The organism is Nocardia sp. NPDC003999 (assembly GCF_053604885.1).
In genome coordinates this window covers 13761-38862 of record NZ_JBSGIB010000032.1, presented here as the reverse complement: position 1 = coordinate 38862, position 25102 = coordinate 13761, and the positions used below count along the sequence as shown (strand labels likewise).

23 protein-coding genes are annotated in these 25102 nt (G+C 67.0%); 8 read left to right on the top strand and 15 right to left on the bottom strand.

Annotation, left to right across the window (positions count from 1 at the left end):
- Window positions 1-10: 10 nt before the first annotated feature.
- Together ACWESM_RS34690 and ACWESM_RS34685 are read right to left on the bottom strand one after the other, a co-directional pair.
- Window positions 11-4804 (bottom strand): FHA domain-containing protein, encoded by a 4794-nt coding sequence (locus tag ACWESM_RS34690; protein ID WP_452495368.1) that lies wholly within the window; start codon window positions 4802-4804, stop codon window positions 11-13.
- Between the two features lie 176 nt (window positions 4805-4980).
- Window positions 4981-5496 carry a hypothetical protein gene (locus ACWESM_RS34685; RefSeq protein ID WP_452495366.1) on the bottom strand — a complete coding sequence of 172 codons (516 nt, stop codon included), beginning with the start codon at window positions 5494-5496 and terminating at the stop codon, window positions 4981-4983.
- A 570-nt stretch (window positions 5497-6066) separates the two neighbouring features.
- On the opposite strand from ACWESM_RS34685, the gene ACWESM_RS34680 reads away from it, so the two are divergent.
- Both ACWESM_RS34680 and ACWESM_RS34675 read left to right on the top strand, forming a co-directional pair.
- Window positions 6067-6819 (top strand): hypothetical protein, encoded by a 753-nt coding sequence (locus tag ACWESM_RS34680; protein WP_452495364.1) that lies wholly within the window; start codon window positions 6067-6069, stop codon window positions 6817-6819.
- A 91-nt stretch (window positions 6820-6910) separates the two neighbouring features.
- The gene (locus ACWESM_RS34675; protein ID WP_452495362.1) at window positions 6911-7573 is read left to right on the top strand and encodes a hypothetical protein; all 663 of its coding nucleotides are present in this window, start codon (window positions 6911-6913) and stop codon (window positions 7571-7573) included.
- 375 nt (window positions 7574-7948) lie between these two features.
- On the opposite strand, the gene ACWESM_RS34670 is transcribed toward ACWESM_RS34675, so the two are convergent.
- The 8 genes from ACWESM_RS34670 to hppD form a co-directional block, all read right to left on the bottom strand.
- Window positions 7949-8431, bottom strand: coding sequence for a hypothetical protein (locus ACWESM_RS34670; protein ID WP_356968728.1), 483 nt, complete (start codon window positions 8429-8431; stop codon window positions 7949-7951).
- Between the two features lie 104 nt (window positions 8432-8535).
- On the bottom strand, window positions 8536-9726 hold the full coding sequence (gene tuf, locus ACWESM_RS34665; protein WP_067809956.1) for an elongation factor Tu: 1191 nt from the start codon (window positions 9724-9726) through the stop codon (window positions 8536-8538).
- Window positions 9727-9825: 99 nt separating this feature from the next.
- Entirely contained in the window at window positions 9826-11928 is a 2103-nt protein-coding gene (gene fusA, locus ACWESM_RS34660; protein WP_355080017.1) for an elongation factor G, read from the bottom strand.
- A gap of 136 nt (window positions 11929-12064) precedes the next feature.
- Window positions 12065-12535 carry a 30S ribosomal protein S7 gene (gene rpsG / locus ACWESM_RS34655; RefSeq protein WP_014353063.1) on the bottom strand — a complete coding sequence of 157 codons (471 nt, stop codon included), beginning with the start codon at window positions 12533-12535 and terminating at the stop codon, window positions 12065-12067.
- A 1-nt stretch (window position 12536) separates the two neighbouring features.
- Complete coding sequence (gene rpsL, locus ACWESM_RS34650; protein WP_039801925.1) at window positions 12537-12911, bottom strand: 30S ribosomal protein S12; 375 nt, start codon at window positions 12909-12911, stop codon at window positions 12537-12539.
- 342 nt (window positions 12912-13253) lie between these two features.
- Window positions 13254-13811, bottom strand: coding sequence for a DUF3558 domain-containing protein (locus ACWESM_RS34645; protein ID WP_355080019.1), 558 nt, complete (start codon window positions 13809-13811; stop codon window positions 13254-13256).
- Between the two features lie 10 nt (window positions 13812-13821).
- On the bottom strand, window positions 13822-14349 hold the full coding sequence (locus ACWESM_RS34640) for a DUF3558 domain-containing protein (RefSeq protein ID WP_364434744.1): 528 nt from the start codon (window positions 14347-14349) through the stop codon (window positions 13822-13824).
- A gap of 103 nt (window positions 14350-14452) precedes the next feature.
- Window positions 14453-15655 carry a 4-hydroxyphenylpyruvate dioxygenase gene (hppD, locus tag ACWESM_RS34635; protein ID WP_355080023.1) on the bottom strand — a complete coding sequence of 401 codons (1203 nt, stop codon included), beginning with the start codon at window positions 15653-15655 and terminating at the stop codon, window positions 14453-14455.
- A gap of 157 nt (window positions 15656-15812) precedes the next feature.
- On the opposite strand from hppD, the gene ACWESM_RS34630 reads away from it, so the two are divergent.
- A complete protein-coding gene (locus ACWESM_RS34630) occupies window positions 15813-16337 on the top strand; it encodes an Lrp/AsnC family transcriptional regulator (protein ID WP_355080025.1) in 525 nt (174 codons plus the stop codon).
- Between the two features lie 10 nt (window positions 16338-16347).
- Here ACWESM_RS34630 and ACWESM_RS34625 read toward each other — a convergent pair whose 3' ends face one another.
- Together ACWESM_RS34625 and ACWESM_RS34620 are read right to left on the bottom strand one after the other, a co-directional pair.
- Window positions 16348-17460: a winged helix DNA-binding domain-containing protein gene (locus ACWESM_RS34625; protein ID WP_364434739.1), complete on the bottom strand. Its 1113-nt coding sequence runs from the start codon at window positions 17458-17460 to the stop codon at window positions 16348-16350.
- A gap of 17 nt (window positions 17461-17477) precedes the next feature.
- Window positions 17478-18452, bottom strand: a complete 975-nt coding sequence (locus ACWESM_RS34620) for an NADPH:quinone oxidoreductase family protein (protein WP_355080029.1) — start codon at window positions 18450-18452, stop codon at window positions 17478-17480.
- A gap of 146 nt (window positions 18453-18598) precedes the next feature.
- On the opposite strand from ACWESM_RS34620, the gene ACWESM_RS34615 reads away from it, so the two are divergent.
- The 3 genes from ACWESM_RS34615 to ACWESM_RS34605 all read left to right on the top strand — a co-directional run bounded on the left by ACWESM_RS34615 (window position 18599) and on the right by ACWESM_RS34605 (window position 21069).
- On the top strand, window positions 18599-18931 hold the full coding sequence (locus ACWESM_RS34615) for a type VII secretion target (protein WP_364434735.1): 333 nt from the start codon (window positions 18599-18601) through the stop codon (window positions 18929-18931).
- Window positions 18928-20061, top strand: a complete 1134-nt coding sequence (locus tag ACWESM_RS34610) for a transglycosylase SLT domain-containing protein (protein WP_452495358.1) — start codon at window positions 18928-18930, stop codon at window positions 20059-20061. The genes ACWESM_RS34615 and ACWESM_RS34610 overlap by 4 nt, the downstream gene beginning before the upstream one ends.
- Before the next feature lie 222 nt (window positions 20062-20283).
- Window positions 20284-21069: an acyl-[acyl-carrier-protein] thioesterase gene (locus tag ACWESM_RS34605; RefSeq protein WP_355080035.1), complete on the top strand. Its 786-nt coding sequence runs from the start codon at window positions 20284-20286 to the stop codon at window positions 21067-21069.
- A gap of 366 nt (window positions 21070-21435) precedes the next feature.
- On the opposite strand, the gene ACWESM_RS34600 is transcribed toward ACWESM_RS34605, so the two are convergent.
- Window positions 21436-23106 (bottom strand): FAD-dependent oxidoreductase, encoded by a 1671-nt coding sequence (locus ACWESM_RS34600; protein ID WP_364434572.1) that lies wholly within the window; start codon window positions 23104-23106, stop codon window positions 21436-21438.
- Window positions 23107-23287: 181 nt separating this feature from the next.
- On the opposite strand from ACWESM_RS34600, the gene ACWESM_RS34595 reads away from it, so the two are divergent.
- The gene (locus ACWESM_RS34595) at window positions 23288-23779 is read left to right on the top strand and encodes a SixA phosphatase family protein (protein WP_355080039.1); all 492 of its coding nucleotides are present in this window, start codon (window positions 23288-23290) and stop codon (window positions 23777-23779) included.
- A 23-nt stretch (window positions 23780-23802) separates the two neighbouring features.
- Here ACWESM_RS34595 and ACWESM_RS34590 read toward each other — a convergent pair whose 3' ends face one another.
- Entirely contained in the window at window positions 23803-24006 is a 204-nt protein-coding gene (locus ACWESM_RS34590) for a hypothetical protein (RefSeq protein ID WP_355080041.1), read from the bottom strand.
- A 58-nt stretch (window positions 24007-24064) separates the two neighbouring features.
- On the opposite strand from ACWESM_RS34590, the gene ACWESM_RS34585 reads away from it, so the two are divergent.
- Window positions 24065-24436 (top strand): glyoxalase superfamily protein, encoded by a 372-nt coding sequence (locus ACWESM_RS34585; RefSeq protein ID WP_355080043.1) that lies wholly within the window; start codon window positions 24065-24067, stop codon window positions 24434-24436.
- A gap of 10 nt (window positions 24437-24446) precedes the next feature.
- Here ACWESM_RS34585 and ACWESM_RS34580 read toward each other — a convergent pair whose 3' ends face one another.
- On the bottom strand, window positions 24447-25055 hold the full coding sequence (locus ACWESM_RS34580) for a TetR/AcrR family transcriptional regulator (protein ID WP_355080045.1): 609 nt from the start codon (window positions 25053-25055) through the stop codon (window positions 24447-24449).
- Between the last annotated feature and the right edge of the window lie 47 nt (window positions 25056-25102).

Sequence of the window (25102 nt, the reverse complement as noted above, 5' to 3'; positions counted from 1 at the left end):
TGGGCTCGTATCATCCGAATACGCGGTCAAAATAATCCTTCAACTGACGGGCAATCTGGTCGTTGCCGAGGGCGAACTTGCGAAGCTGCTTGATGTCGCCGTGCATCCACGCCGTGAACGCTTCGGCGAAAGCCTCGCAGCGACGGTTGTAGTAATCGTTCCACTTATGTTTTTTCCCGATGGATTGAAGCATCGACGCGTGCAGGTCGCGCCACTCCTGGGTGTCGCTGAGCCATCTTCCACCGGTACCGTACGCCGCGTCGGCCGCATGCCCGAACTCGTGGAAGACCACGTTCTCGCTGCCGCTGCGCCCGCCGGAGTTGATCACCAGCCGGCGCGGTCCACCCATGTACACGCCCTGGACGGTGTTCCAGCTCGTTCCGGCCTTGCGTCCGTATGGGGTACTGCCTGCAAGGCTCTCGGTACCGGGCAACTGGAGTAGGGGGCGATTACCTATGACGATTCCGCCACCGGCCACGGCGTTCATATGCTCGCTTACCCTCGCGTAGATATGGCTGGGCACTCGGGCGAGATCTGTCACCATCTGCCCGGTCTCAGGTGTCTGGTCGATGATGTTGACGAATGCGCCACCGTCGGCGGGAGGATAAGCGACAGTGAATTCGTACACATCGGCCAGGCGCACCTGATCCCCCGGATGCAGCATGACTTTCGTGCCGGGTGCGATCTTTTCGCCGTTGACGTAGGTGTGGTGGGTAGATCCTTCATCGCGGATCCAAACGCGGCCGGAGGGGTAGGTGCCGATACTGGCGTGCCTGCGCGAGATCCGGTCGGCGCGCGAAAGCCCGCTGGGTATCCCCGTCCCGTCCCGCCCGAGCAGGACCGGTTCGCCACCGCGCACCAGATCCAGCGACACGTCGCCGAGTGAGTTGTTGAGCTTCACCGCCAACGGGCGCGGAGGGGCCTGACCATAACCGTCCTCGAAACGTGCGGCGCCGATCCAGTCACCGAGCCGGACCTGATCGCCGGGACGAAGCCGAACCGGCCCTTGATCGGGATCGACCTTGATGTTGTCGACCCACGTCCCCCGCGTGGAGTGTTCGTCGCGCAACCACAGAGTTCCGAACTCGTCGCGGTAGATGACGGCATGGCGGCGGGATACCGATGTGTCGGTCAACTGGTCCGACAGCGGGGAGTCGGTCCCGCGCCCGAGCACAACCTGTTCACCACGCCGCAATGTCAGCGGAGGCACGTTTTCGTCGTCGGACAACCGCAGCTCCAGCGGCGGTTCCTCGCCGAATCGCAGCCGTGTCGACACGTCCCCGAACTTCACCTCGTCCTCGGCGTTCAGGTAGCGTTTCTGGCCCTCCGGCACGATCTCGTCGTTGACCCGCAGCGGGTTCCAGCCGTCGTGAACCCGATCGAGCACCCAGATGCCGCCATCCAGGTCACGTCCGACGATCACCTGCCGTCCCGGCCTGCCGATCACCATCGCGTGGCCGTTCAGCGCACTGACGTCGACGGAAACCTCCTGGCCGGGTTCGAGGCGGATGGGGAGCTTCTGTCTGCGCTGCTCGAAGCGCAGCTCGGCGGGCGGAAGTTGCGGGGGTTCCTCGCTGCCGATACGAGCGGTCCCGACATAGTCCGGGCCGAGTCCCACGTTGTCGCCTTCGGACAGTGTCACCCTCTGGTTCGGAGCGATCCTGTCCCCGTTGATCCATACCCCTTCCGACCCCCGGTGGTCTCTGACCCACAGACGACCGTCGTGGTCCAGCCCGAGCGTCGCGTGCTGCTCCCCGATGCCGCGGATGCCACGCAACTGGGATGCGAAGGGCGAACTCTCGCCGGTGCCGATGATGACCGGCCTACCGGGTTCCAGCCGCACGGATGTCGCGTCCGTCCCGACGCCGAACCGCACGTGCACCGGGCTGGCGTCCAGCGCGGCGTCCAGCGGAATGAACTGCGCCTCCCCGCGGTAGCCGCCGAATCGCACGCCATCGCCCGGTGCCAAAGTGCGCTTCTCGCCTTCGGCGAGCAGGTCGCCGTTCACCCGGGTGCCGTTGGTGGAGCCCGCATCCCGGATCCACACGCGACCGTCCTCGTCCATGCCCATGGTCGCGTGGCGGCCCGACACAGTGATTCGGCCGGTCGCCTCAGGGTGTATGAGGCCGCGACCGAGATCCACTTCTCGGCCACGATGCAGCGTGAACGTGGGCCCGTCGTCCCCGAACAACCGGACTTCGGCTGTCTGCCGCTCGAATGTCACCCCCAGTTCGAGGTCCCGGCTCAGCAGCAGCTCTTGCCCGTCGTAGATGCGCACCCATTGCCCGCCCGCCAATTGCTTGCCGTCGACGAAAGTGCCGTTCATCGAATTCTCGTCGCGGAGCATGACGTGGCCTTGATCGTCCACCTTGAGCATCGCGTGACGGCGTGACACCCGATCGTTCGCGACCTGCTCCAGCAGCGCGCCTTGGCCGCGTCCGAAAACGTATTCCTGGCCGGGAATCAGTCGCAGCGGAATCCGCGCGCCCTCAGGGCCGGTCAGCACCACGTCGACGTAGCCACCCTCGGGATGGCGGTAGTGCCCGGTGAGTCCGGCCGGCGGCGGCGCACCCGCGAGCGTGTACCGGTCCTGGCTCGCCGACTGCTCATGCAGCTGGACGCGCGGCTGCGGTCGTGTCGGCGGGCCGTCATACGTCGGTTCGTCGGTCCGCGTGTGGGGCGTCGGCTCTTCGTGTGTCGCCGGAGCCTCATCCGCTGCCGACTGCCGCCCGGCCGGATCTGCCTCAGCGACCGGAGGACGCGGCCTCGACTCGTCCGGAACACGCGAATCGTCCCGGATCGGCCGTCCATCCGACGTCTCGTCGACCGGGACCCGCGGCGTCAGTTCCTCCTGCCGGACGAGCGGACCATCCGCATTCCGTGGTAGCGCCGGCGGCTGGTCCCGGCGGCCTCGTGGCGCGACCGCCGAGCCGTCGACTTCGCCGCGCGGTGTGGGTGGCCTCCCGTTGCCCGCAAATGCGTCAGCGCCGGGCGGCCGGTCTTGTCGCGGCGTGACCGACACCGCCCGGCCGTCACCAGGGGTGATTCCCGGCGCCGAGCCGGGAGACTGCGGTGACACAGGCGGCAGAACCCCACGCCCGGCGTCACCACCACCCGCGGCATGTTCCTCCAACGCGGTCATCCGCTGGAGCATGCCGTCGTACCAGTCCCGATGACCCGCGGCGTAGAACACCGGGCTCAACTCTTCGACACGCTGCCGGATCTCCAGCAACTCCGGGCGGGTGAGAGCGTGGTCGTTCCACAAGATCTCGTTGGTGTCCCCGTAACGCAGGAAGTTCTCCGCGAAGGGGCCGACGGAATACTGCGCGTCGGTGAAATTCTCGAACGCGCGACTGTGGTCGATCCCCCATACGTTGCCGTCCGGATCCACCATCCAGTTGTCGCCATTGCGGTCCGGTATGCGTATCAGCACGTCCATGACACCTTGGCGCATTCCGGCAGGACCGCTGACGACGTCCTGCGGGAACGCGCTTCGCGGATACGTGTCCGCCGCCACCGTGCCGGGCACCACTTCCATGTAGACGTGGTCGCCGATCACGTGCACCGCGGGCACCCGTGCGCCCACCGCGTCGCCGACCAGCGAGCTCAGGAATTCCGCGTGTGCGTGCAGCGGATCGGAAACCACCTTGTGGATCACTTCGGTGCCGTCGTGGAAGACGAGCCGCTCTACCACTCTCGCCGACTTGCCCTCGGTGCTGAATCGTTCGATGGTCTCCACTCGCGGTGGTTCACCGGAACTCAACAGCTCATTGATGCGTGAGGCGAATTCCCAGTGGCGCAGACCGAGTCGAGGGGTGTCACCTTCCGAACGCATCGCGGTACGGCCTGCGGTGTGGACTCGGATCGCACTACCCGCCGCGCCGACGAACCCGCTGCCGAAGCCGGTGATCGCGGCTTCGCGAACCATCTTGAACAGGTCACCGAGGCTGTGGATCTCGTCCATGTGGATCAACACCGACGGCACCGCGCCTGCCAGACCACCGGTCACACCGCCCGCGCCGCCGAGCAACATCGTGCCGCCCATATGGGCAGCGAGCCGACCGCGCTGACTGATCGCTCGGCCGCGCGCCCAGCCCAGCACGCGCGGCGCGAGTCTGCGGCCGACCTCCGCACCCGCCACACCACCGACCACACCGCCGAGGAGCATTTCCAGGAAGGCGCCCACGTCGAACTTGTCGCGCACGCCGTCTTTCAGGTCCCACAGCTGTGCGCCGCCGCTGATCGCGGCACTGGTCAGGAGACCGACTTTCGCCGCGTGCACCGCGCCGTGCAGCGCAGCCCGCTGCGCAGCGCCCGCTACCGCTCGTTCGCCCACCTCCGCGGTGAGTCTCGCGGCCGCGGCGGCCATCGCCTGCTCGGCCTCGATCCGGTCGATCAGCGCCTTCGCGCCCCCGCCCTGGAAGAACAGCAGAGCATCGTAGGCCAATTGGGCGGCGAGGGCGATCCCCATCGCGAGCAGCAGATGCTGTGTTTGCACACTCGAATCAGCGACGTCGTGGCACTGCTTTCCCAAGCTCTGGCACACCGCTGCCTGATCGCGCATGGATTTCACGACGACACGGTGGCGGTCGGCCAGGGCTGTCGACGTGGCGCCTTGCACGGCTTGCTCGGTACGCCCGGCCTCGCCCTCGTATCGGTCGGCGGAGTCGTTCAACTCACCGGCAGCCACCAGGTACGCGTCCCCGTTACGACGCATTCCATCGATGTCGGTCTCCGGCCAGTGGCCGAGGACCAATTCGCGCACAGCCGAAGGCACCTCGGCCAGCAAACCGCTAGCATCCATCGCAGCCTGCCTCCCGGCACCCTCACATTCGCTGCGAGATCATTCAGACATATCGGACCGCACTCATTATTCCCAATAGTGGGAATTCGATCGGTAAGGGAAAGCTGGCCGTACCCAGCGCGACGGACAGTCGAGATTGCAACTAATCCGAAAGTACTGCGCCGAAAGTAGCTTCGTTATCCCACACCGAGCCGATCGACCAGACGGCGCTTTCTGGGGCAACCGTCACGCGGTCCCGGCCCGGCGGCGGGAGTCTCACCACAGGCGGGTATGCGACCAGCGGTTCCGGGACAATGTCTGCAAGTACATAGGGAGACGGTGTGGGCGAAACATTTTCGGTCGATCCGGATCGGCTGCGGGAGCACGCGCCGCAGTTCGACCTGATCGGGGCGGACGTGGCGGCCACCGTGCGAAAACTGCGCGCGGCCTTGGCCGAGGAAGGCGAGCCTTGGGGCAAGGACGACGCCGGCCGCGCGTTCGCCGAATCTTACGTTCCGGAGCACAAACGAACGATGGCCGACTTGAACAGCCTCGTCGAAGTGCTCCAGCAGGCAGGCACCGATCTGCGCAACCTCGCCGAAAACTTTGAGAATCACGATCGGGCCGTCGGGCAGCGTATCCGTGACACTGCCGACGCGTTCCAGAAAGATCCGGTATCGATCCCGCTGGGAGAGCAGGTCACCCCCACCCACCGGCTCGGCCCGAACGCTACGGACGTACCTACTGCCGCGCAGCCATACGCAGGATCTCCTCTGCCCACCGCGGCCTCGACGGCGGCCCCGCCGGCCCACCGAACTCCCGTCACCGCGCCTGCGACCGCTCGGTCACCTGACTTGTCGAGCGCTCCTGCCGGTACTCCCGGCACGCCTGAGGACGGTTCGAGCCCGAGGCAGCAGCCGGGCGGGACCGAGGGGAATCCGCCCGGCCGTGACCACCGCGGCACCGAACAGCCAAATACACCCGGTTCCAGCGCGCAACCCGCTCATCGGGCAGAAACCGCATCCACGCGTCCCACGCAGGGCAATCGGCCGTCTTCCCCGTGGACGAAGCCTGCCGCCACGAATCAGACCGCCGTGACGCCCCGGGCCGGCGTGGCGAAGCAGACCGGCGCCACGGCTCCGAGTACGCCATGGTCCAGGCCCATCACAGCGCGTCCGCCGAGGGTTTCCGCCCCGGACGCGGGGACACCCGGTTCGCCGCCGCGCGCGCCGGGCCGCCCTCCCGCACGACCGGATCAGAAGGACGAGAAAGCAAACCGGAAAGTGGACGCCTCCGCCGAGTCGGTCGCAGCCCGCCTCGCCCGGGAACTCGCCGACCGCCACGGCGTGCGCGCCTTCGGTTTCGAGACCCCGGGCGTCGCGGTCCAGGTACTGACCGAGATCGTCGCCGCAGTGGACGACGTGCTGCCGCGATACCCGCAAATCGTCCTGCGCGCCATTGGGATCGAAGAACTGGCGAGCGGCGAAGCGACGCGGCTGGAATGGGATTCGGGCGCGACACCTGGCGACTCCGAGAACGCTCCTGATTCACCGGAGAAGCGCTCCTCGGTCGCGTCCGAGGGGGTGCTCACCGCACGCATCGCGCTGGCGGTGGGCGCTGCCACCGACCCGGAGCGGTTACAGCAGACCGTCACCACAGCCGACAACGCGGGCATGCTCGCCCCCGGATGCGCTAGACGGCCCGTGTATTCGTCGATCGTGCGCGAGCTCGGCAGAGCGCTCGACGGAGCAGGCGGCTTTCGCGCTCGCGCCGCCGCACAGCGCGTGCTGGTCAGGGCGTATATGCCGCAGCTGAACCCGGAGGACAAGGGCTCGTTGAATCGCACGGTGTCCGGCTTCCAGGAATGGCGGTCGCAGTTGAGCGGCCGCAGCTTCGATCGCGGGCGATTCCACCCCGCCGCTGCTCTGGCCGAGGCATTCACCGACGTAGTCCTCAACGCCGCAGAGGCCGCACCGCCCGCGCAGGTACTGCACCGCCTGCTCGTCACCACCGCGGACTCCCCCGCACCCCCGTAATCACCACCGCACAGTTGTAGGGAGCAGCCAGTGTTGAGCGTCTGGCTTGCGAAGGTGAATTTCGTTGAGAGGCAGCGATATTGTGAGCAGCATGCGGTGGATGGTTGCGATGAGCTTGGTGCTGCTGCTGGGCGGCTGCGCGCAGACCACGGCGGGAAGGCCGCAGCCGGTAGCGGGGGCGTCACAGACGGCGTCGTCGCCGCGGGCGACGGCGGCACCGGAGAAGGAAGGGGAACTCAGAGATCGGATCGCTTGGGTTCGGCAAGGCACGCCGGTTGATCTCGCCGACTTCCATTCGGCCCGGATCGAGGGCCGTCCGGTGACCGACCTGCGGGACGATATCGCGTTCGTCAGCCCTACCAGCAAGATCAGTTGCGTCACGGGGACAGCGCTGGGAATGGACGGGTTCGACTGCACGGTCGAGCTGAAGGAACCGGCGCCCGCGCCGGGCGAGGGCTACGGCCAATGGTTCGGCGGATACGTGACCTACACGGGGCGCCGGTTGACGGTGGGCCAATTCCGCGGCGATCCAGGGCTTTTCATCAACGGTCATGGCCGGACCTTGCCGTACGACAGCACCGTCACCTTCGGCGACTACGCCTGTCGCATCGCGACGACCGGCCTCACCTGCGTGCACCCCGCCCAGGGCACGGGCGTGCAACTGAGCAGCGAGGGCGTCGTCCCGCTCGGCTGCCTGCGCGAACTCCCGCAGACGGAGCGCGAACCGGCCGTCGGCCGCGCTTATGCCTGCTGAGCACCCGCCGCTGCAGCATCCAACGCTATTCCGTGGCCTTCGGATGGCCGGTTCCGGCGTACGTTATCCAGATGGTCCGATGATCGTCATCGATCAAGTACCAGACTCTGCCCCCACTGGTGACTTCGTACTGCCAGCGCTCGAGAGTGGCGCCCTTCCACACCGCCGATCCCATCGAACCCTTGAGACGATGCTGCCGCTCCGGGTTCGCCGATGCCCTCGGATTCGCTCGGATCGCGTCGAACGCCCGACGAAGGTTGGCAGCCGCGTGCTGCGCCAAATGCTCCCAACCGGTACAGGCTTCGGTAGTCGCGAAACGGACTTCGAATTCTTCGCCGACCGCAGGAGGCGCGACGCGATCGCCCCGCTTCGGACTCATCCGGCCGACTCTTCCGACTCCGGCACCGGGACCGGCCCGAGATCGCCTTCCGGCTCACGAGTCAGAATTGCCAAGAGCGCCGGGTCGGCATAGATCTCAGCTGTGTGCCGCCACTGTGCCAGCAGCGTGGCCAGTGGAGCGAGGTTCTCCAAGGCCGCCGCGCCCCGCGCTACCGCGACCAATTCATCGAGAAACTGATCGAGATCCCCCGCCGGAAGGAAGGTCACCCAAGGAACAGCGTCCGGCAGGACATCCCGCACGGCCTCCGCGCCCAGCCGACGCACCAGACCCGCGAGCAGTCGCGCCGTGAAATCGACAACTATGCCCTCGGCATCCATCTGCGATACCCGCATGAGTGCCAAATCGTCGGCATCGCGCCGACGCAGCCGCAATGCGCGCACGTCGTCCAAGAGCTTCGCGGTCACCGCAGGCTTGTGCAGTAAGTCGCTGAAAGGGACGACGTCGTAGGCAGCGCTCATGACATCCACACTACCTCGGATGTTCGATCCGCTGGAATAGGAGCCCCGAAACGCGAACGGCGCCGCCCCTTTCGGAGCGGCGCCGTTCTCAGCGATTCAGCGAATCACTTGATGATCTTCGTGACGCGACCGGCGCCGACGGTGCGGCCACCCTCGCGGATCGCGAAGCGCAGACCCTCGTCCATGGCGACCGGCTGGATCAGCTTGACGGACATCTCGGTGTTGTCACCGGGCATGACCATCTCGGTGCCCTCGGGCAGGGTCACAACGCCCGTCACGTCAGTCGTACGGAAGTAGAACTGCGGACGGTAGTTGTTGAAGAACGGGGTGTGGCGGCCGCCCTCGTCCTTCGACAGGATGTACGCCTGGCCCTCGAACTCGGTGTGCGGGGTGGTGGTGCCCGGCTTCACGACGACCTGGCCGCGCTCCACGTCCTCACGCTTCAGACCACGAACCAGCAGACCGACGTTGTCGCCCGCCTGGCCCTGGTCCAGCAGCTTGCGGAACATCTCGACACCGGTGACGGTGGTCTTGGTGGTCTTCTCGCGGATGCCGACGATCTCGACTTCCTCGTTCACGTTGATCACGCCACGCTCGACACGACCGGTGACCACGGTGCCACGACCGGTGATGGTGAAGACGTCCTCGATCGGCATCAGGAACGGCTTGTCGGTCTCACGAACCGGGTCCGGGATCGACTCGTCGACCGCGGCCATCAGCTCCAGCACCGACTCCGCCCACTTCGGGTCGCCCTCGAGCGCCTTCAGACCGGAGACCCGCACGACCGGCGCGTCCTCGTCGAACTCCTGCGAAGCCAGCAGCTCGCGGACCTCCATCTCGACGAGCTCGAGGATCTCCTCGTCGTCGACCATGTCGGCCTTGTTCAGCGCGACCAGGATGTAGGGCACGCCGACCTGACGGGCGAGCAGCACGTGCTCACGGGTCTGCGGCATCGGGCCGTCGGTGGCGGCGACCACGAGGATGGCACCGTCCATCTGCGCCGCACCGGTGATCATGTTCTTGATGTAGTCGGCGTGACCCGGGGCGTCGACGTGCGCGTAGTGGCGCTTCTCGGTCTGGTACTCGACGTGGGAGATGTTGATCGTGATACCACGAGCCTTCTCCTCGGGCGCCTTGTCGATCTGATCGAACGCGAAGCTCTCGTTCAGATCCGGGTACTTGTCAGCCAGCACCTTCGTGATCGCTGCAGTCAGCGTGGTCTTGCCGTGGTCGACGTGACCGATGGTGCCGATGTTGACGTGCGGCTTCGTCCGCTCGAACTTCGCCTTCGCCACTTCTTTGTCCTCCTGGACTTGTTGGTGCGTGCAATTGCAGCAGTGCGGGGGTCATCCCCGCGGACAACGGGGAAAGGGTTTACAAACGCCCGGGAGCCATTACTCGCCGGTCGCCTTGGCGATGATCTCCTTCGACACGTTGGCCGGAACCTCCGCGTACGAGTCGAACACCATGGAGTAGTTCGCCCGGCCCTGGGTCTTCGACCGCAGGTCACCGATGTAACCGAACATCTCCGAGAGCGGAACCAGCGCCTTGACGACACGGGCACCACTGCGTTCCTCCATGGCCTGGATCTGACCACGGCGGGAGTTCAGGTCGCCGATCACGTCGCCCATGTAGTCCTCGGGCGTCGTGACCTCGACCGCCATCATCGGCTCGAGGATCACCGGACCGGCTTTGCGAGCCGCTTCCTTGAGCGCTTGCGCGCCCGCGATCTTGAACGCCATTTCCGACGAGTCGACGTCGTGGTAGGCGCCGTCGAGCAGCGTGACCTTCAGGTTCACCAGCGGGTAGCCGGCGAGCACACCGTACTGCATGGCGTCCTGGGCACCGGCATCCACCGAAGGGATGTACTCCTTCGGCACGCGGCCACCGGTGACCTTGTTCTCGAACTCGTAGTGCGCGCCGTCCTCGCCGACGAACGGCGCCAGCGCGATGATCACCTTCGCGAACTGGCCGGAACCACCGGTCTGCTTCTTGTGCGTGAACTCGAGCTTCTCGACCGGCTTGGTGATCGTCTCGCGGTAGGCCACCTGCGGCTTACCGACGTTCGCCTCGACCTTGAACTCGCGCTTCATGCGGTCGACCAGGATGTCGAGGTGCAGCTCGCCCATACCGCCGATGACGGTCTGGCCGGTCTCCTGGTCGAGCTTGACCGAGAAGGTCGGGTCCTCTTCGGAGAGACGCTGGATCGCGGTGCCCAGCTTCTCCTGGTCGGACTTGGTCTTCGGCTCGATGGAGACCTCGATGACCGGGTCCGGGAAGGTCATGGACTCGAGCACGATCTGGTTCTGCGGATCGCACAGGGTGTCACCTGTGGTGGTGTCCTTGAGGCCGATGACCGCGTAGATGTGACCGGCCGAGGCCGCGCCGACCGGGTTCTCCTTGTTGGAGTGCATCTGGAACAGCTTGCCCAGACGCTCCTTCTTGCCCTTGGTCGAGTTGATGACCTGGGCGCCGGAGTCGACCTTGCCGGAGTACACGCGGACGTAGGTCAGCTTGCCGAAGAACGGGTGCACCGCGATCTTGAACGCCAGCGCCGCGAACGGCTCGTCGGCGCTCGGCTTGCGGGTGAGCAGTTCCTCTTCCTTGCCGGGCACGTGGCCGGTGGTGGCCTCCACGTCCAGCGGCGAGGGCAGGTAGTCGATGACCGCGTCGAGCATGGGCTGCACGCCCTTGTTCTTGAACGCCGAGCCACACAGCACCGGGTAGAGCTCGGAGGTCACCGTCAGCTTGCGGATGGCGCCCTTGATCTCCTCGATGGTCAGCTCTTCGCCGCCGAAGAACTTCTCCAGCAGCGCCTCGTCCGACTCGGCGACGGTCTCCAGCAGTTCCTGGCGGTACTGCTCGGCCCTCTCCTTCAGCTCGTCCGGGATCTCGACGACCTCGTACTGCTCACCGAGCTTGGTCTCGCCGCGCCAGACCTTGGCGTTGTTCTCGACCAGGTCGACGATGCCCTCGAAGGTGTCCTCCGCGCCGATCGGCAGCTGGATGACCAGCGGCTTCGCGCCGAGGCGGTCCTTGATGGTCTGCACGGTGAAGTAGAAGTCCGCACCGAGCTTGTCCATCTTGTTGACGAAGCAGATCCGCGGCACGTCGTACTTGTCCGCCTGACGCCACACCTGCTCGGACTGCGGCTCGACGCCTTCCTTGCCGTCGAACACCGCGACGGCGCCGTCGAGCACGCGCAGCGACCGCTCCACCTCCACGGTGAAGTCGACGTGCCCGGGGGTGTCGATGATGTTGATCTGGTTGTCGTTCCAGAAGCACGTGGTAGCCGCGGAGGTGATGGTGATACCACGCTCCTGCTCCTGCTCCATCCAGTCCATCGTGGCAGCGCCGTCGTGGACCTCACCGATCTTGTAGGTGATGCCGGTGTAGAAGAGGATGCGTTCAGTTGTGGTCGTCTTGCCCGCATCGATGTGGGCCATGATGCCGATGTTGCGGACCTTGTTCAGGTCGGTGAGCACGTCCTGTGCCACGGAAATCTTCCCCGCTCGTAGCTAGTTGGGATTATCGGGGACGACCCTGTGGTCGCCTCTATGTCAACGCCGGAAGCGGCCGGTGAGTGCCGCCTCCGGCTGTGCCTCCCGACCCAGACGACGGGCCGGGCAGACGTCACCAGCGGTAGTGCGCGAAGGCCCGGTTGGACTCGGCCATCTTGTGGGTGTCCTCACGGCGCTTGACCGAGGCGCCGAGGCCGTTGCTGGCGTCGAGCAGTTCGTTGGCCAGACGCTCGACCATGGTCTTCTCCCGGCGCGCACGCGAGAAGTTGACCAGCCAGCGCAGGGCCAGAGTGTTGGCGCGGCCCGGACGGACCTCGACCGGCACCTGGTAGGTGGCGCCACCGACGCGGCGGGGCTTCACCTCCAGCGACGGCTTCACGTTGTCCAGCGCGCGCTTGAGGGTGACGACCGGATCGGTACCGGTCTTCTCGCGCGCCTGCTCCAGCGCACCGTAGACGATGCGCTCGGCGGTGGACTTCTTGCCGTCCAGCAGGATCTTGTTGACCAGCTGAGTGACCAGCGGCGAACCGTAGACCGGGTCGTTGATCAGCGGACGCTTGGGTGCGGGGCCCTTGCGTGGCATATCAGCTCTTCTCCTTCTTGGCGCCGTAGCGGCTGCGGGCCTGCTTGCGGTTCTTCACACCCTGGGTGTCGAGCGAGCCGCGAATGATCTTGTAACGAACACCGGGGAGGTCCTTCACACGACCGCCGCGCACGAGCACCATCGAGTGCTCCTGCAGGTTGTGCCCCTCGCCCGGGATGTAGGCCGTGACCTCGACCGAGCTGGTCAGGCGAACACGCGCGACCTTGCGCAGCGCGGAGTTCGGCTTCTTCGGGGTCGTGGTGTACACGCGGGTGCACACGCCACGACGCTGCGGGCTCCCCTTCAGGGCCGCGGTCTTCGTCTTGGCGACCTTGTCGCGGCGACCCTTGCGGACCAGCTGGTTGATGGTTGGCATAGACCGGCTTTCCTTATTAGTTAACGCGGTGTGTGGACTTGGTGTCTGTTTTAAGTTCGCGGCGTTCCCGGGGCCCTTCGTGAAGACAAGCTTCCACTTCGAGGCCCGTCGTTCACGCCGCTGTCATCGAGCTTTCACTCGCACGTCCGGCCACGTTTCTCGCGTCCCGAGGTCGGGCGTGTCGCGCGCGGCGCGGAGCCCTTATTCCGGGCACGCTGGATTCGTCGGCCGCTCTCGCTGGCCTACGGTCACGCACGAACTTGCCCGCATGCTTCCGGGCACAGCGGTCCACGATACCCGTGGCCGGGACACAGGGTCAAAGTGGGTCGGTTCGAAGATCGTCTACCTGGCCAGGTTCAAGGTCATTTCCATCAGCTTCTTGGCCGCGTCGCACGGGTCGGGATGTGCCGAGCCGGGGCGGTAGTTGATCCACCAGCCGATCACGCCGTTGTCCGGCGCACTCGCCGTCACGCCGCAGGAATCAGGGTCCTTCGGCCTGCGTATCTGCAATGCCAGCGAACTCTGGATGGTGATGTTGGTGGTCTCGTAGCCGAGCTTGTTGTTCGTCTGTTTCTCGTTGCTCAGCGTCCCGTTCTCGTACCAGTTGAGCGTGGCCATCCCGTTGCCGCCGGGCGCGCCGATCAGATCCCACATGCACACCGCGCCGAAGAACGACTCGCTGACCGTGACACCCTCGCCGACGGCCTTGCCGATCTGCTCCTCGGACAGGATCATGCATTCGCGCAGCAACTTGTCCAGCCTGGTGTTGACCGGCTGGCTTCCGCCCACCGGCTGCGGCGAACCGGGCACCACCTGACTACAGCCGCCCACGGACAGCGCCACCGCTACCGCCGCGGCGGCCACCGCGCCTCGCCCGCGCAGGACTCGTCGCACGTTCATGCCCTCCCCCTCACTGCATCCGCTGCAGAGTCAGCTCGGCGAGAGCACGGCTGCGGTCGCACGGGTTGCCGGAGCCCGTGCTGAAATTTCCGATGTTCGTCGACCATTCGAAGAAGTCGTCACCGAGTTGCACGGCGAGGTCGCAGATCTGTCCACTCGGATCCAAGGCGGCGAAACCCTCGCGCCCACCGACCTTTATCGGATCGGGGGCTCGGCCGTTCACGGTCACCCACGCCCGCTCACGCTCGATCGGACTCCCTCGATAGGAAGCGAAAGTGATACTGGCAGAACCGATGCCGGCCGACTGCCAATTGCAGCCGACGGCATTGCGGAAGACGCCGGAGATCCGGCCGAGCCCGCCAAGAGCGCGCACCTCGTCGTCGGTCACGTGCCCACACTCCCCGACGAACGGACCCATGGCCACCACTTTGGGCGCAGGCCGCGACGGACCGGGGTCCTCGGAGTCTCCGCTCGAACCGCAACCCGCCAGTGCGAGCACCAAGGCTGCCGCGGTCACGACCGCCGACTTGATCCGCATGGCAAGAACTCTACCGATTGCGCTCCGGGCGGACCGTCCGGCGAACACGGCCGGGCAGCGCTGCCCGCGACAGCCGGGCCGGCCATAGCTGCGCGAGCTCCGATTAAAGATTGCCCCGGGCTTGCTGTTCGCGTTCGATCGCCTCGAACAGAGCTTTGAAGTTCCCCTTGCCGAAACCGAGGGAGCCATGGCGTTCGATGAGTTCGAAGAAGACCGTGGGGCGGTCGGTGAGCGGTCTGGTGAAGATCTGCAGCAAGTAGCCGTCCTCGTCACGGTCGACGAGGATGCCGCGCCGCTGGAGTTCTTCGACCGGGACGCGGACCCGGCCGATGCGGGCGCGCAATTCGGGATCCTCGTAGTAGGCCGTCGGCGTCTCCAGGAACTCGACACCCTCCCTGCGCAAAACGTCCACGCAACCGAGGATGTCGCCGGTGGCGAGCGCGATGTGCTGGACACCGGGGCCGCGGTAGAACTCCAGGTACTCATCGATCTGGGAGCGTTTCTTGCCGACGGCGGGCTCGTTGAGCGGGAACTTCACCCGATGGTTGCCGTTGGCGACGACCTTGCTCATCAGCGCCGAGTACTCGGTGGCGATGTCGTCGCCGACGAACTCGGCCATGTTGGTGAAACCCATGACGCGCCGATAGAACTCGACCCACTCGTCCATCCGCCCGAGTTCCACGTTGCCCACGACGTGATCGATCGCCTGGAACAACCGGTTGGGCGCGCCGTCGCGCCGCTGGTAGTTGGAGCGGCGGGCGACATAGCCGGGCAGGTAGGGCCCGAAATAGCCGGAACGGTCGACGAGGGTGTGCCTGGTGTCGCCGTAGGTAGCCAGCGCGGCCGAGCGGACCGTGCCGAAGTCGTCGGTCTCGTCGTGCGGTTCGACCAGGACGGTGGCGCCGTGGGTGCGCGCCCACGCCACACAGCGGTCGACGTCGGGCACTTCGAGCGCGATGTCCACCACGCCGTCGCCGTGTCGATTGTGATGGGCGGCCAGCGGACTGTCCGGGTGCACCGCTCCGGTGATCACGAAACGCGCCGCACCGCTACGCAGCACGAATGCCTTGTGGTCGCGATTGCCGGTCTCCGGACCGGAGTACGCCTCCAACCGCATGCCGAAGGCGGATTCCAGGAAGTGCGCGGTCTGGGTGGCGTTGCCCACCGCCCAGACCAGAGCGTCCCACCCGATGACCGGGAACGGGTCACCGCTGTTGTCGTGGTCCACCAGCCCCACGAGCGTGCGCAGCTCGCCGTCGCTGGGAACGGCGCCGGACCGGGTGTCCGGCAGGTGCTCGATGGTCATGTTCCAAGGAAATCGCCGGTTCCGTCGGCTAGGCAACAGCGCCGATTCCCGGTAGTCAGTGTGGCGAATTCGGCTAGGAAGTGGCGGGCCATGCTGGACAATTTGAATAGCATGAGCGGGCCGGGCAGCGAGCCCGGTGCGGCGAACGGAGGCCGGCATGGCGCGCACATCGGCGAAGCTCGACGAACTCGATCTCGCCATCCTGTCCGCGATGCACGAGTACCAGAAGGCGGGCATTCTCGAACTGTCCCGGCGGACCAGAGTGGCAAGGGCCACCGTGCAGTCCCGGATCGCGCGCATGGAGGAGTCCGGCGTGATCGCCTCCTACGACCCGCAGATCGATGTCACCGCCGCGGGGTTCGACGTGCAGGCCTTCGTCACGCTGGAGATAGCCCAGGGTGCGCTGGACGCGGTGGCCTCCGAGCTCGACGCCATCCCCGGCGTGCTGGAGGCCTACGCCACGACCGGCACCGGCGACGTGCTGTGCCGGATCGGGGCCGACTCGCACGCGGGGTTGCAGGCCGTGCTGCTGAGCATCGACCGGACCTCTTCGGTGGTGCGCTCGCACAGCGTCATCGTTCTTTCCACCGTGGTATCCCGCCGGGCGCTGCCCCTGTTGCGCACGTTGAGCCCGACCGGGACGACCAAAGCGCCCGCCTACCGACCAGCCCGCGAGCAGTGAGCGACCCCGGTCAGGGGCGCAGGCCGGCGTGCACGTCGAGGATTTCCACGCTGCCCTGCTTGTCCGCCTCCAAGAAGGCGAGCAGAGCATGCGCCTCCGCCTCGACATCCGCGCGCTCCGCCCCGGTCCAGTTCCGGGTCGGACTGATGCGGAGCCGGGCGGTTCCCGCGTTCGTGAAGATCTTGTACATGCCCGCGAGAAAGCCGTCGACCAGCACCGGCGAGACCTGAGCCGCGAAGGCGCGCAGCGGAGGGGCCGCGCCGTCGGGCACGATGCGGGTCCGATCCTGGTGCGACAGCAAGGCGTTGTCGTACCAGCCGAGCAGCCGCACCGGGGCGGGAATGTCCGGATCGGCAAGTTCACCGTCGGCGATGTCGTAGAGCGTCCGACCGCGCTCGTCGGTGTAGGTGCGCACCCGGTCGCCCAGTTCCGCGACGGCCTGCTTCATGCCGAGCAACTTCGACCAGGTCTGCATGTCCATGGTGCTCGCAGGCCCGAAAGCACGTAGATAGCGGAAGATCAACTCCGCCAAGGGATACGAGGGGTCCAGCGGCGCACCCAACCAAGGCTCGACCCGCGACCAGATCGGCCTGCTGTTGTCCTTCCACTTGCCGCGCGGCGGGGTCTGCAACACCGGGAGCTGGTACAGCCAGGTCTGCAGCACCGCGCCAGGGTCGCGGTCGGGGTACAACTCCGCGGCGCGGGCGCGCAGGTCCGCCGCGGACGTCGGCTCGTCGGCGAGCGCGGCTTCGCCGTGCCCGCGCACCTCCTCCGGATCCAGTCCGACCATGGCGCCGTAGTTGAAACCATTCCGGAACGGCACCTTCTCCAGTTCCGGCTGTATGTGCGGCGCGATCCGCACCGCGTCGGGCGGCGTGACCAGGTGAATGGTGCCGCGCATCAGGGTGATCCGAACCAACGACCGGTCCTCCAGCGCGTCCGAGACCGTCGCCGGATCGAAATCCGCTACGCGGCTCCACAATGCGACGAACGGCGGCAGCGAATCCTGCGCCTGCAACCCGACGAGATGGTCGCACATCTCGTGCACCGTCAACCGCGAGCGCTCGAGTAGATGCTGGCGAGCCAGCAGGGTCCGGTTCAGTACCCGGTTGGACAGCTTCATGACGCGGCCGGAATGCCTCAGCGCAGGGTGACCACGACCTTGCCGGTGGCCGTCCGGTTGTCCAGCGAGGCGACCGCCTCCGCGGCCTTGTCCAGCGGGTACAGCACCGGCTCCGGCGGGGCGATCTTGCCGGAGGCCAGCAGCGGTTCCACCTCGGCCCACTGCTCCTGCAGATAGCCCGGATGCGACATCACCCACTCGCCCCACGCCGCGCCGGTCACCTCCACGTTCTTCAGCAGCAGCCGGTTGACCTTGACGGTCGGGATCTCCCCCGCGGTGAAGCCGACGACCAGCAACCGGCCCGCCGAGCCGAGCGACCGAACGCTGTCGGTGAAGCGGTCGCCGCCGACCGGGTCGAGCACGATGTCGACGCCGCGGCCGCCGGTCAGCTCCTTCACCGCCGCCAGCCAGCCGTCGGTCAGCACCACGTCGGTGGCCCCGTTGGCGCGCGCGACCTCGGCCTTCGCCTCGGTGCTCACCACGGCGATCACCCGGCCCGCCCCGAGCGCCGCCGCCATGCGCAGCGTCGAGGTGCCGATGCCGCCCGCGGCGCCGTGCACGAGCACCGTCTCACCTTCCGCCAGCCTGCCCCGGGTACGCAGGCAGAAGTGCACGGTGAGGTCGTTGAACAGAATGCCCGCGCCCGCCTCCAGCGAGACGTTGTCGGGGAGCCGGAACACCATCTGCGCGGGCGCGACGGCCGTCTCGGCCAGCGCGTTGCCCAGCATGGTCAGCGCGATCACCCGGTCACCCGGTCGCACGTGCGCGTCCTCGGGCGCTTCCCGGACGATGCCCGCGACCTCGCCGCCCACGACGAACGGCAGTTCGGGTTTCATCTGGTAGAGGCCGCGCGTCATCAGCACGTCCGGGAAGGCCACACCGGCCGCGTGCACGTCGATCACGACCCCGCCCGGGAAAGCCGCGGGCTCCGGAATATCCACGATCCGGATCGCTTCCGGGCCTTCCAGCTTGCTGACCTGGGCTGCGCGCATGTGCCGACCTCTCTGTCCTCGCACCGGCCTGATCCGCGGCCGGCGCCACACCGACAACATAACCGGCGCGGTCCGACGACGCCCGTCCGGACGCCCGATTTTGCTATGCTGGCCGCGACCTCGCGGTCGGGAGGGAAGGGGGATTCATGGTCGAGCAAAACCAATCGCAACCTGCGACGACGATGCAAGTCGATCCGGCGGCGCTGCGCTCGTTCGCGCAGACTCTCCGTACGGAGGCCACCTCGGTCGCCGACCTCGGCGGCGGCGAGAGTCTCGGTGCCGTCGTCGGGGCGCTGCCAGGCACCGAGTTCGGCCCTGCGGCCCAGCGCGCGAACGACGCCGCGCACCGCTGCCTGGAGCGGATCGGCTCGCGGCTCAGCACGGTCGCCGACAACCTGCACAACGCGGCGGGAAAGTACGAGCTGGTCGAGGACGACTTCGCGGCGAAACTTCGCACCATAGGACTCCAGGTGCCATGACGCTCAGCATCCCAGACGTCGAGAACTGGCGGCCGGAGCAGCTCACGGCGGCGGGTGCGCTCGCCGAACGGATGTCGCAGGGCCTGGACACCGCGGTCGGCAAGGGCGCGGACGACACGAAAGCACTCGCCGACGCCGAGCAGTGGTCCGGTTCCGCTGGCAACGCCGCGAACGCCAGGATGCAGACCGAGAAGACCCGCGCTTCCGCGGTGAGCGCCGCCCTGCTCGAGCTGAAGACGGCGCTCACCACCCAGGTGCAGAACCTCGCCGAAGCGAAAGCCAAGGTATTGAGCCTGCGCGACGACGCGCTGAACCAGACGCCGCCGTTCGACGTAGCGCCCAACGGCACCGTGGACGCCAAGACGCGCATCGACTATCTGCGCTCGCACGCGGACAAAGCCGACGTCGATGGGCTCGTCTTCCAGGAAGCACTACAGGCGGCCTCGCGGACGTGGGAGCTGACCAACGCCCTGAAGACCGCCGATGACGTGGCGAACCAAGCGAAGACGCAGGTCGAGAGCGCGGCCGGGAAACTGGAGGCGGCGTTCGCCGGGCTCGGCGAGCCCAGCGCGAACGTGCCCGCGGCCCCCACCACGCCCGCCGCCACCGCACCGGCCGCCGCATCGGGGACTCCCGTCGCCGCACCGTCGTCGCACCAATCGAGCCAGCTGACGTCCGGGCACCACAACTCCGGGTCGCCGCACGGCACCTCGTCGAGCACGCCGTATCACGGTGGTACGAGTTCGTCCGCGCCGTCGGGGCCCATGCCGACCGGTGACGTCGCGCAGTGGATCGCCGAGGCGAAGCAGAAGCTCATCGCGATGGGGTACGACCCAGCGCAGATCGATGAGCGGGCCATCGCGCTGATCATCGAGCACGAATCCGCGGGCAATCCATACGCGGAGAACCGCTGGGACAGCAACTGGGTGGCCGGGCATCCGTCGAAGGGTCTGATGCAGACCATCGACAGCACGTTCAACGCGTACAAGGCGCCGGGCCACGACGACGTCTGGAACCCGGTCGACAACATCATCGCCGGCGTGCGGTACTCGATCGACCGCTATGGTTCGCTCGGCAACGTCCCGGGTGTCGCTGCCGTGAACTCGGGCGGCGCGTACCAGGGGTACTGACCCCGCGCACGGCCATGCTTCACGCCCGCCGAGCCGCCGCGACCGTGCGTCGGATTCTCTCGCGCGCGCAAGACCCCGTTTTTGCTGGCCCAGATCCCCGCAGACGGACTATTAAGGAGGTACGGACGGCTCGACGCGAGGGTGTGACGTACGCCCCGTAAAGTCGTCACAACAGCACCGCACGAAGAAAACGCGGCACACCGTGCAGCGCGAGGAGCACAAGTGTCACTCGATCAGCCACTCGCCCCGCTTCCCGAGGAGGGCATGGGCTTTGCTTCGGCGTGGCCCATCCGGGCTGGCGATGTGGATCCCTACGACCGGTTGCGGTTCGACGCCGTCGCCCGCTACCTGCAAGATATCGCCTGGGAAAACCTGCACAGCACGTTCTTCCACCGGTCGGACCCGAACTGGATCGTCCGGCGCACCGTCATCGACGTCATCCGGCCGATCCTGTGGCCGGACGACGTGCAGCTGCTGCGGTGGTGCTCGGCGATGTCCACCCGGTGGACCAATATGCGTGTGCGGATCACCAGCGGCAACGGCGGATTGATCGAGACCGAGGGCTTCTGGATCAATATCAGCGAGTCCACCGGCATGCCCGCGCGGATCAGCGACGAGGGCCTCGCCTACCTCGCCCGCACGTCCACCGAACACCGCCTGCGGTGGCGGCCCTACCTGACCGACGCCACACCGCCGGAGTCGGACACCGACTTACCGTTCCCGGTGCGGGCCACCGATATCGACCAGTACAACCACGTCAACAACGCCTGTTACTGGCAAGCGGTGGAACAGTTCCTGGTCGAATATCCCAAACTGCTCGCGGGTCCACACCGCGCGGTGATCGAATACGTGGCGCCGGTGCTGGCACGCCAGCACGTGAGCGTGCGCAGCAGGTACGAACCCGGGGATCGGACCGGCCAGCCGGTGTTGCGGCTGTGGTTCGTGGTCGGCGGGACCACCACGACCGTGGTCCGCATCATGCCCATTCCCGCCTCTCCGAGTATTTAGGCCGTACCAGTCGGGTGGCGCGGGATTTGCGTTCAGGTCCTGCGTCGAGTGCTACTCGGGTTTTGGGCGTACCCGGTGAGTTACCCATGTACTTGCGAAATCAGTAGGCTGCTCCGCGTCTCCGCCTCTTCAGGCCGTACTGGTCAGGGGCTCGGCAGTTGCGTTCAGGGCTTGCGTGGGTGCCGCTCGGGTTTTGGACGTACCCGACGAGCTATCCATGTGCCTGCGAAATCAGTCGGCCGGTTCTCGCAGAAGATCCACCTGGTCGGCGTCCTCGTTGGATCCAGCCGATGCTTGGGCCACGTCGGGGACCTGGGGATCGGAGCCGGTCGGGTCGCGGGGTGATCCGACCGGCGTCCTGGGTCGTCAGCCGCGGGCGGCTTTGAGCAGGTCTTCGCGGGTGGTGAACTTGACCCGCGGGCGGCCCGCGGACTTGCCCGCGGACTTTTCCGCCTGGTCGATCGCTCGCCAGCCCGCCCGGTCCACCAAGTCGGCCTGGCGCTCGGCGAGCAGCGCCTTCAGCGCGGCGCGGTCGGCCTGCGGCGCTGCGAGTTTGCCCGCGGTGAAGTCGGCGAGCAGCAGCTCCACCGTCTCCTCGGAGTCGGTTCGGTTGGAACCGATGACGCCGCGTGGTCCCCGCTTGATCCATCCGCTGACGTACACGCCGCTCAGCAGCGTCCCGTCGTCGCCGACGACCCGGCCGTGCTCGTTCGGCACGACGCCGCGCCGCTCGTCGAACGGCAGCTCGCCGATCCGCTCGCCGCGGTAGCCGATCGAGCGCAGCACCAGCGAAGTCTCGATGCTCTCGGTGCGGTCGGTCGGGCGCGCCACGAGCTGACCGTTGTCGTCGAACAACTCGTTGTGCACGATCTCGATGGACTCCACCCGATCGGTGCCGGTCAGCGCGGTGGGCGAGGTCAGATAGCGGAAGACGATCCGCTTGTTGCCCTCGGCCCTGCGCCCGCCCGCGTACTCCTTGGCCAGGGTGTACTTCAAGGCCAGCGACGGCTCCACCTGCGGGTCGTCCACGAGCGCCTGGCTGGCGTGGTCGAGTTCCAGGTCGGCCTCCTCCACGACGACGTCGACGCCCTTCAGATGCGCGAGCGCGAGGAACTCCGGCGAGGTGTAGGCCGCCTGGAGCGGGCCGCGCCTGCCGAGCACGACGACCTCACGGATATTGCTCTGCCGCAGGGCATCCAGCGCGTGATCGGCGATGTCGGTCTTGGCGAGTTCGTCCGGATCGACGGTCAGCACGCGCGCCACGTCCAAGGCGACGTTGCCGTTGCCGACGATCACCGCGCGCTCACCGGACAGATCGAAGGTCCGGTCGGCGTAGTCGGGATGGCCGTTGTACCAGGCGACGAACTCGGTGGCGGAGTGGCTGCCCGGCAGGTCCTCGCCCGGGACGCCCATCTTGCGATCGCTCGAGGCGCCGACCGCGTAGATCACGGCGTGGTGGTGGCGCAGCAGTTCCTCGTGCGAGATGTGCGTGCCCACTTCGACGTTCAGGTAGTACTGCAGGGTCTCGCGGCGGAACGCGGACTCGAACATGCCCGAGACCGTCTTGGTGCCCGGATGGTCGGGCGCGACGCCCGCACGCACCAGACCCCACGGGGTGGGCAGCCGGTCGAACATCTCGACTTCCACGTCGGCCCTGCGCAACAGTTCGTCCGCCGCGTAGCAGGCCGCGGGCCCGGCGCCGACGATCGCGACGCGCAGGGTGCCCAGCTCCTTCGGCGGACGCGAGGGCGTGACGATCGGATCGAAGTTGGATTCCAGCGGATGCCGTTGGAAATAGGCGGCATTGATGTCGCGGAATCGCGCCAGCGAAGCGGTCAGGTCGTCCTCGGAGAAGATGGCCTCCACCGGGCACGCGTCGACACAGGCGCCGCAGTCGATACAGGTGTCGGGATCGATGTAGAGCATCTCGGTCGTCGCGAACTCCGGCTGGTCCGGAGTGGGACGGATGCAGTCGACCGGGCACTCGGAGACGCAGCTGGCGTCGTTGCAACAACGCTGCGTGATTACGTAGGCCATATTGTGCTGATCCTCGAAGAAGTACGTGGGCTGTGGCCACCCAGGGGTTGTGGTGGACAGATGAGCGGCGTCCGTCACGTCCGCCGCGAGGGTCGCCCGCGGGAGCACGTGATGTGATGCCGCTTTCAGTTTGCCTCGAGTGTGGTCGGGACCTCTCGCCCGGAGGGCTTACCGTATCTCCATGGCGCGGACTCTGATCCTCATGCGGCACGGCAAATCGGCCTATCCGGACGGCGTCGACGACCACGAGCGACCGCTGGCGCCGCGAGGCAGGCGCGAGGCCGGACTCGCGGGTGAGTGGCTGCGCGCGACCCAGCCGCCGATCGATGCCGTGCACTGTTCCACGGCCACCCGCACCAGGCAGACGCTGTCCGCGACCGGCATCACCGCGCCGGTGGTCTTCGAACCGGGGATCTACGAGGCCACGCCGGAAACGCTGATCGAGCTGGTCCGCCTCAGCGCCGACGACGTGGCGACACTGCTGGTGGTCGGCCACGCGCCGGGCATGCCGTGGACGGCTTGGGAGCTGGCGAGCAATCGCGACAGCGCCCCCGCGGTCGAACTCAGCCGGAAGTTTCCGACTTCGGCGCTCGCGGTACTGCGCTTCGACCGCGACTGGGCGGACGTCGATCCGGGTACCGGAGAGCTGGTGCAATTCCACATCCCGCGCTGACCGCACGCGATCCGGACGCGCGGTCAGCGCAGTAATCTGCCGCCGACCACGACGACCGCGCCGAGCACGAGCAGCAGCGCGAACGCGGCGAGTCCCCCGAACAACCACCACACCACGCCGAGCGCGAGCGCGAACGGCGCGACCGCTATCGCGGTGATCACCGGGCTTTCCTTGACCGTCGCCCAGGCCGAACGAGCCCTGATCCGGTCGATGTCCTTTCCAGGCATGTGCCCAGGGTAGGCCGGAATCCGGGACTTTGTCGGTGCACGATGGAATGCTCGCCGGATGGATTGGAAAATCGAACTCGTCGCCATTCCGGTGACCGATGTCGACCGCGCCAAGGACTTCTACACCAAGATCGGCTTCAACGCCGACCACGATCACCGGGTGAACGAGAACCTGCGCTTCGTTCAACTGACCCCGCCCGGTTCCGGATGCTCGATCTGTCTCGGTGAGGGCATCACCGACGCGGAACCCGGCAGCGTCCGAGGCATGCAGATCGTGGTCGCCAGCGCCGACGACGCCTACCAGCAGTTGATCGCCGCCGGTGTGGACGCCGCCCCGGTCGAGGACCTCGCCTGGGGGCGGTTCACCTACTTCGCTGATCCGGACGGCAACAAATGGGCCGTCCAGCAGCTGCCCGATTACAGCAGCTGACCGACGCGCGTCAGTCCGCCCGGAGCACCCCCGCCCGGGCGGCCAGCGCCGCCGTACGCGCCGCGCGCTCGGCCACCGCGTCGTCGACCGGCTCGCCGGTGACGAGCATGCGGTAGTAGATCGGAGCGGCTGCCAACCGGATCACCTCCGCCGGATCGGTGTCGGGGTGCACCTCACCGCGTTCGAGCGCGCGCCGCACGATGACGACCACCTCCGCGAAGCGGTTCTCGAACAGCAGGGAGAACGTGGCGCGAGCGGACGGATCCCTGGTCGCGGCCACCACCATCGCGTACAGCCAGTGCTCCGCCACCGGATTCCGATACACCTCGACCACGGCGCGGGCGAAGTCGATGAGATCGCGTTCGAAGTCCCCGGTGTCCGGCGTGACGATGCCCGTGCCGACATCCATCCCGGCCTCGAGGATCACGCGATCCAGGCCGCCCCAGCGCCGGTACAAGGTGGACACCGCGACGCCGGCTCGCGCGGCGATCTTCTCCAAACTTGTTCCCGCGTAGCCATTCTCGACCAGTTCCGTCAGCGTCGCCGCGAGCACGGCCCGCTTCGTGCGCGCCGTCCTTCCGCCCGGGCGGACCGCACCGGGCCTGATCTCCTCTGCCATCGAACAGCTTTCCCTTGCGTCGATCCGTCAGCCCTGCCACGATCTTA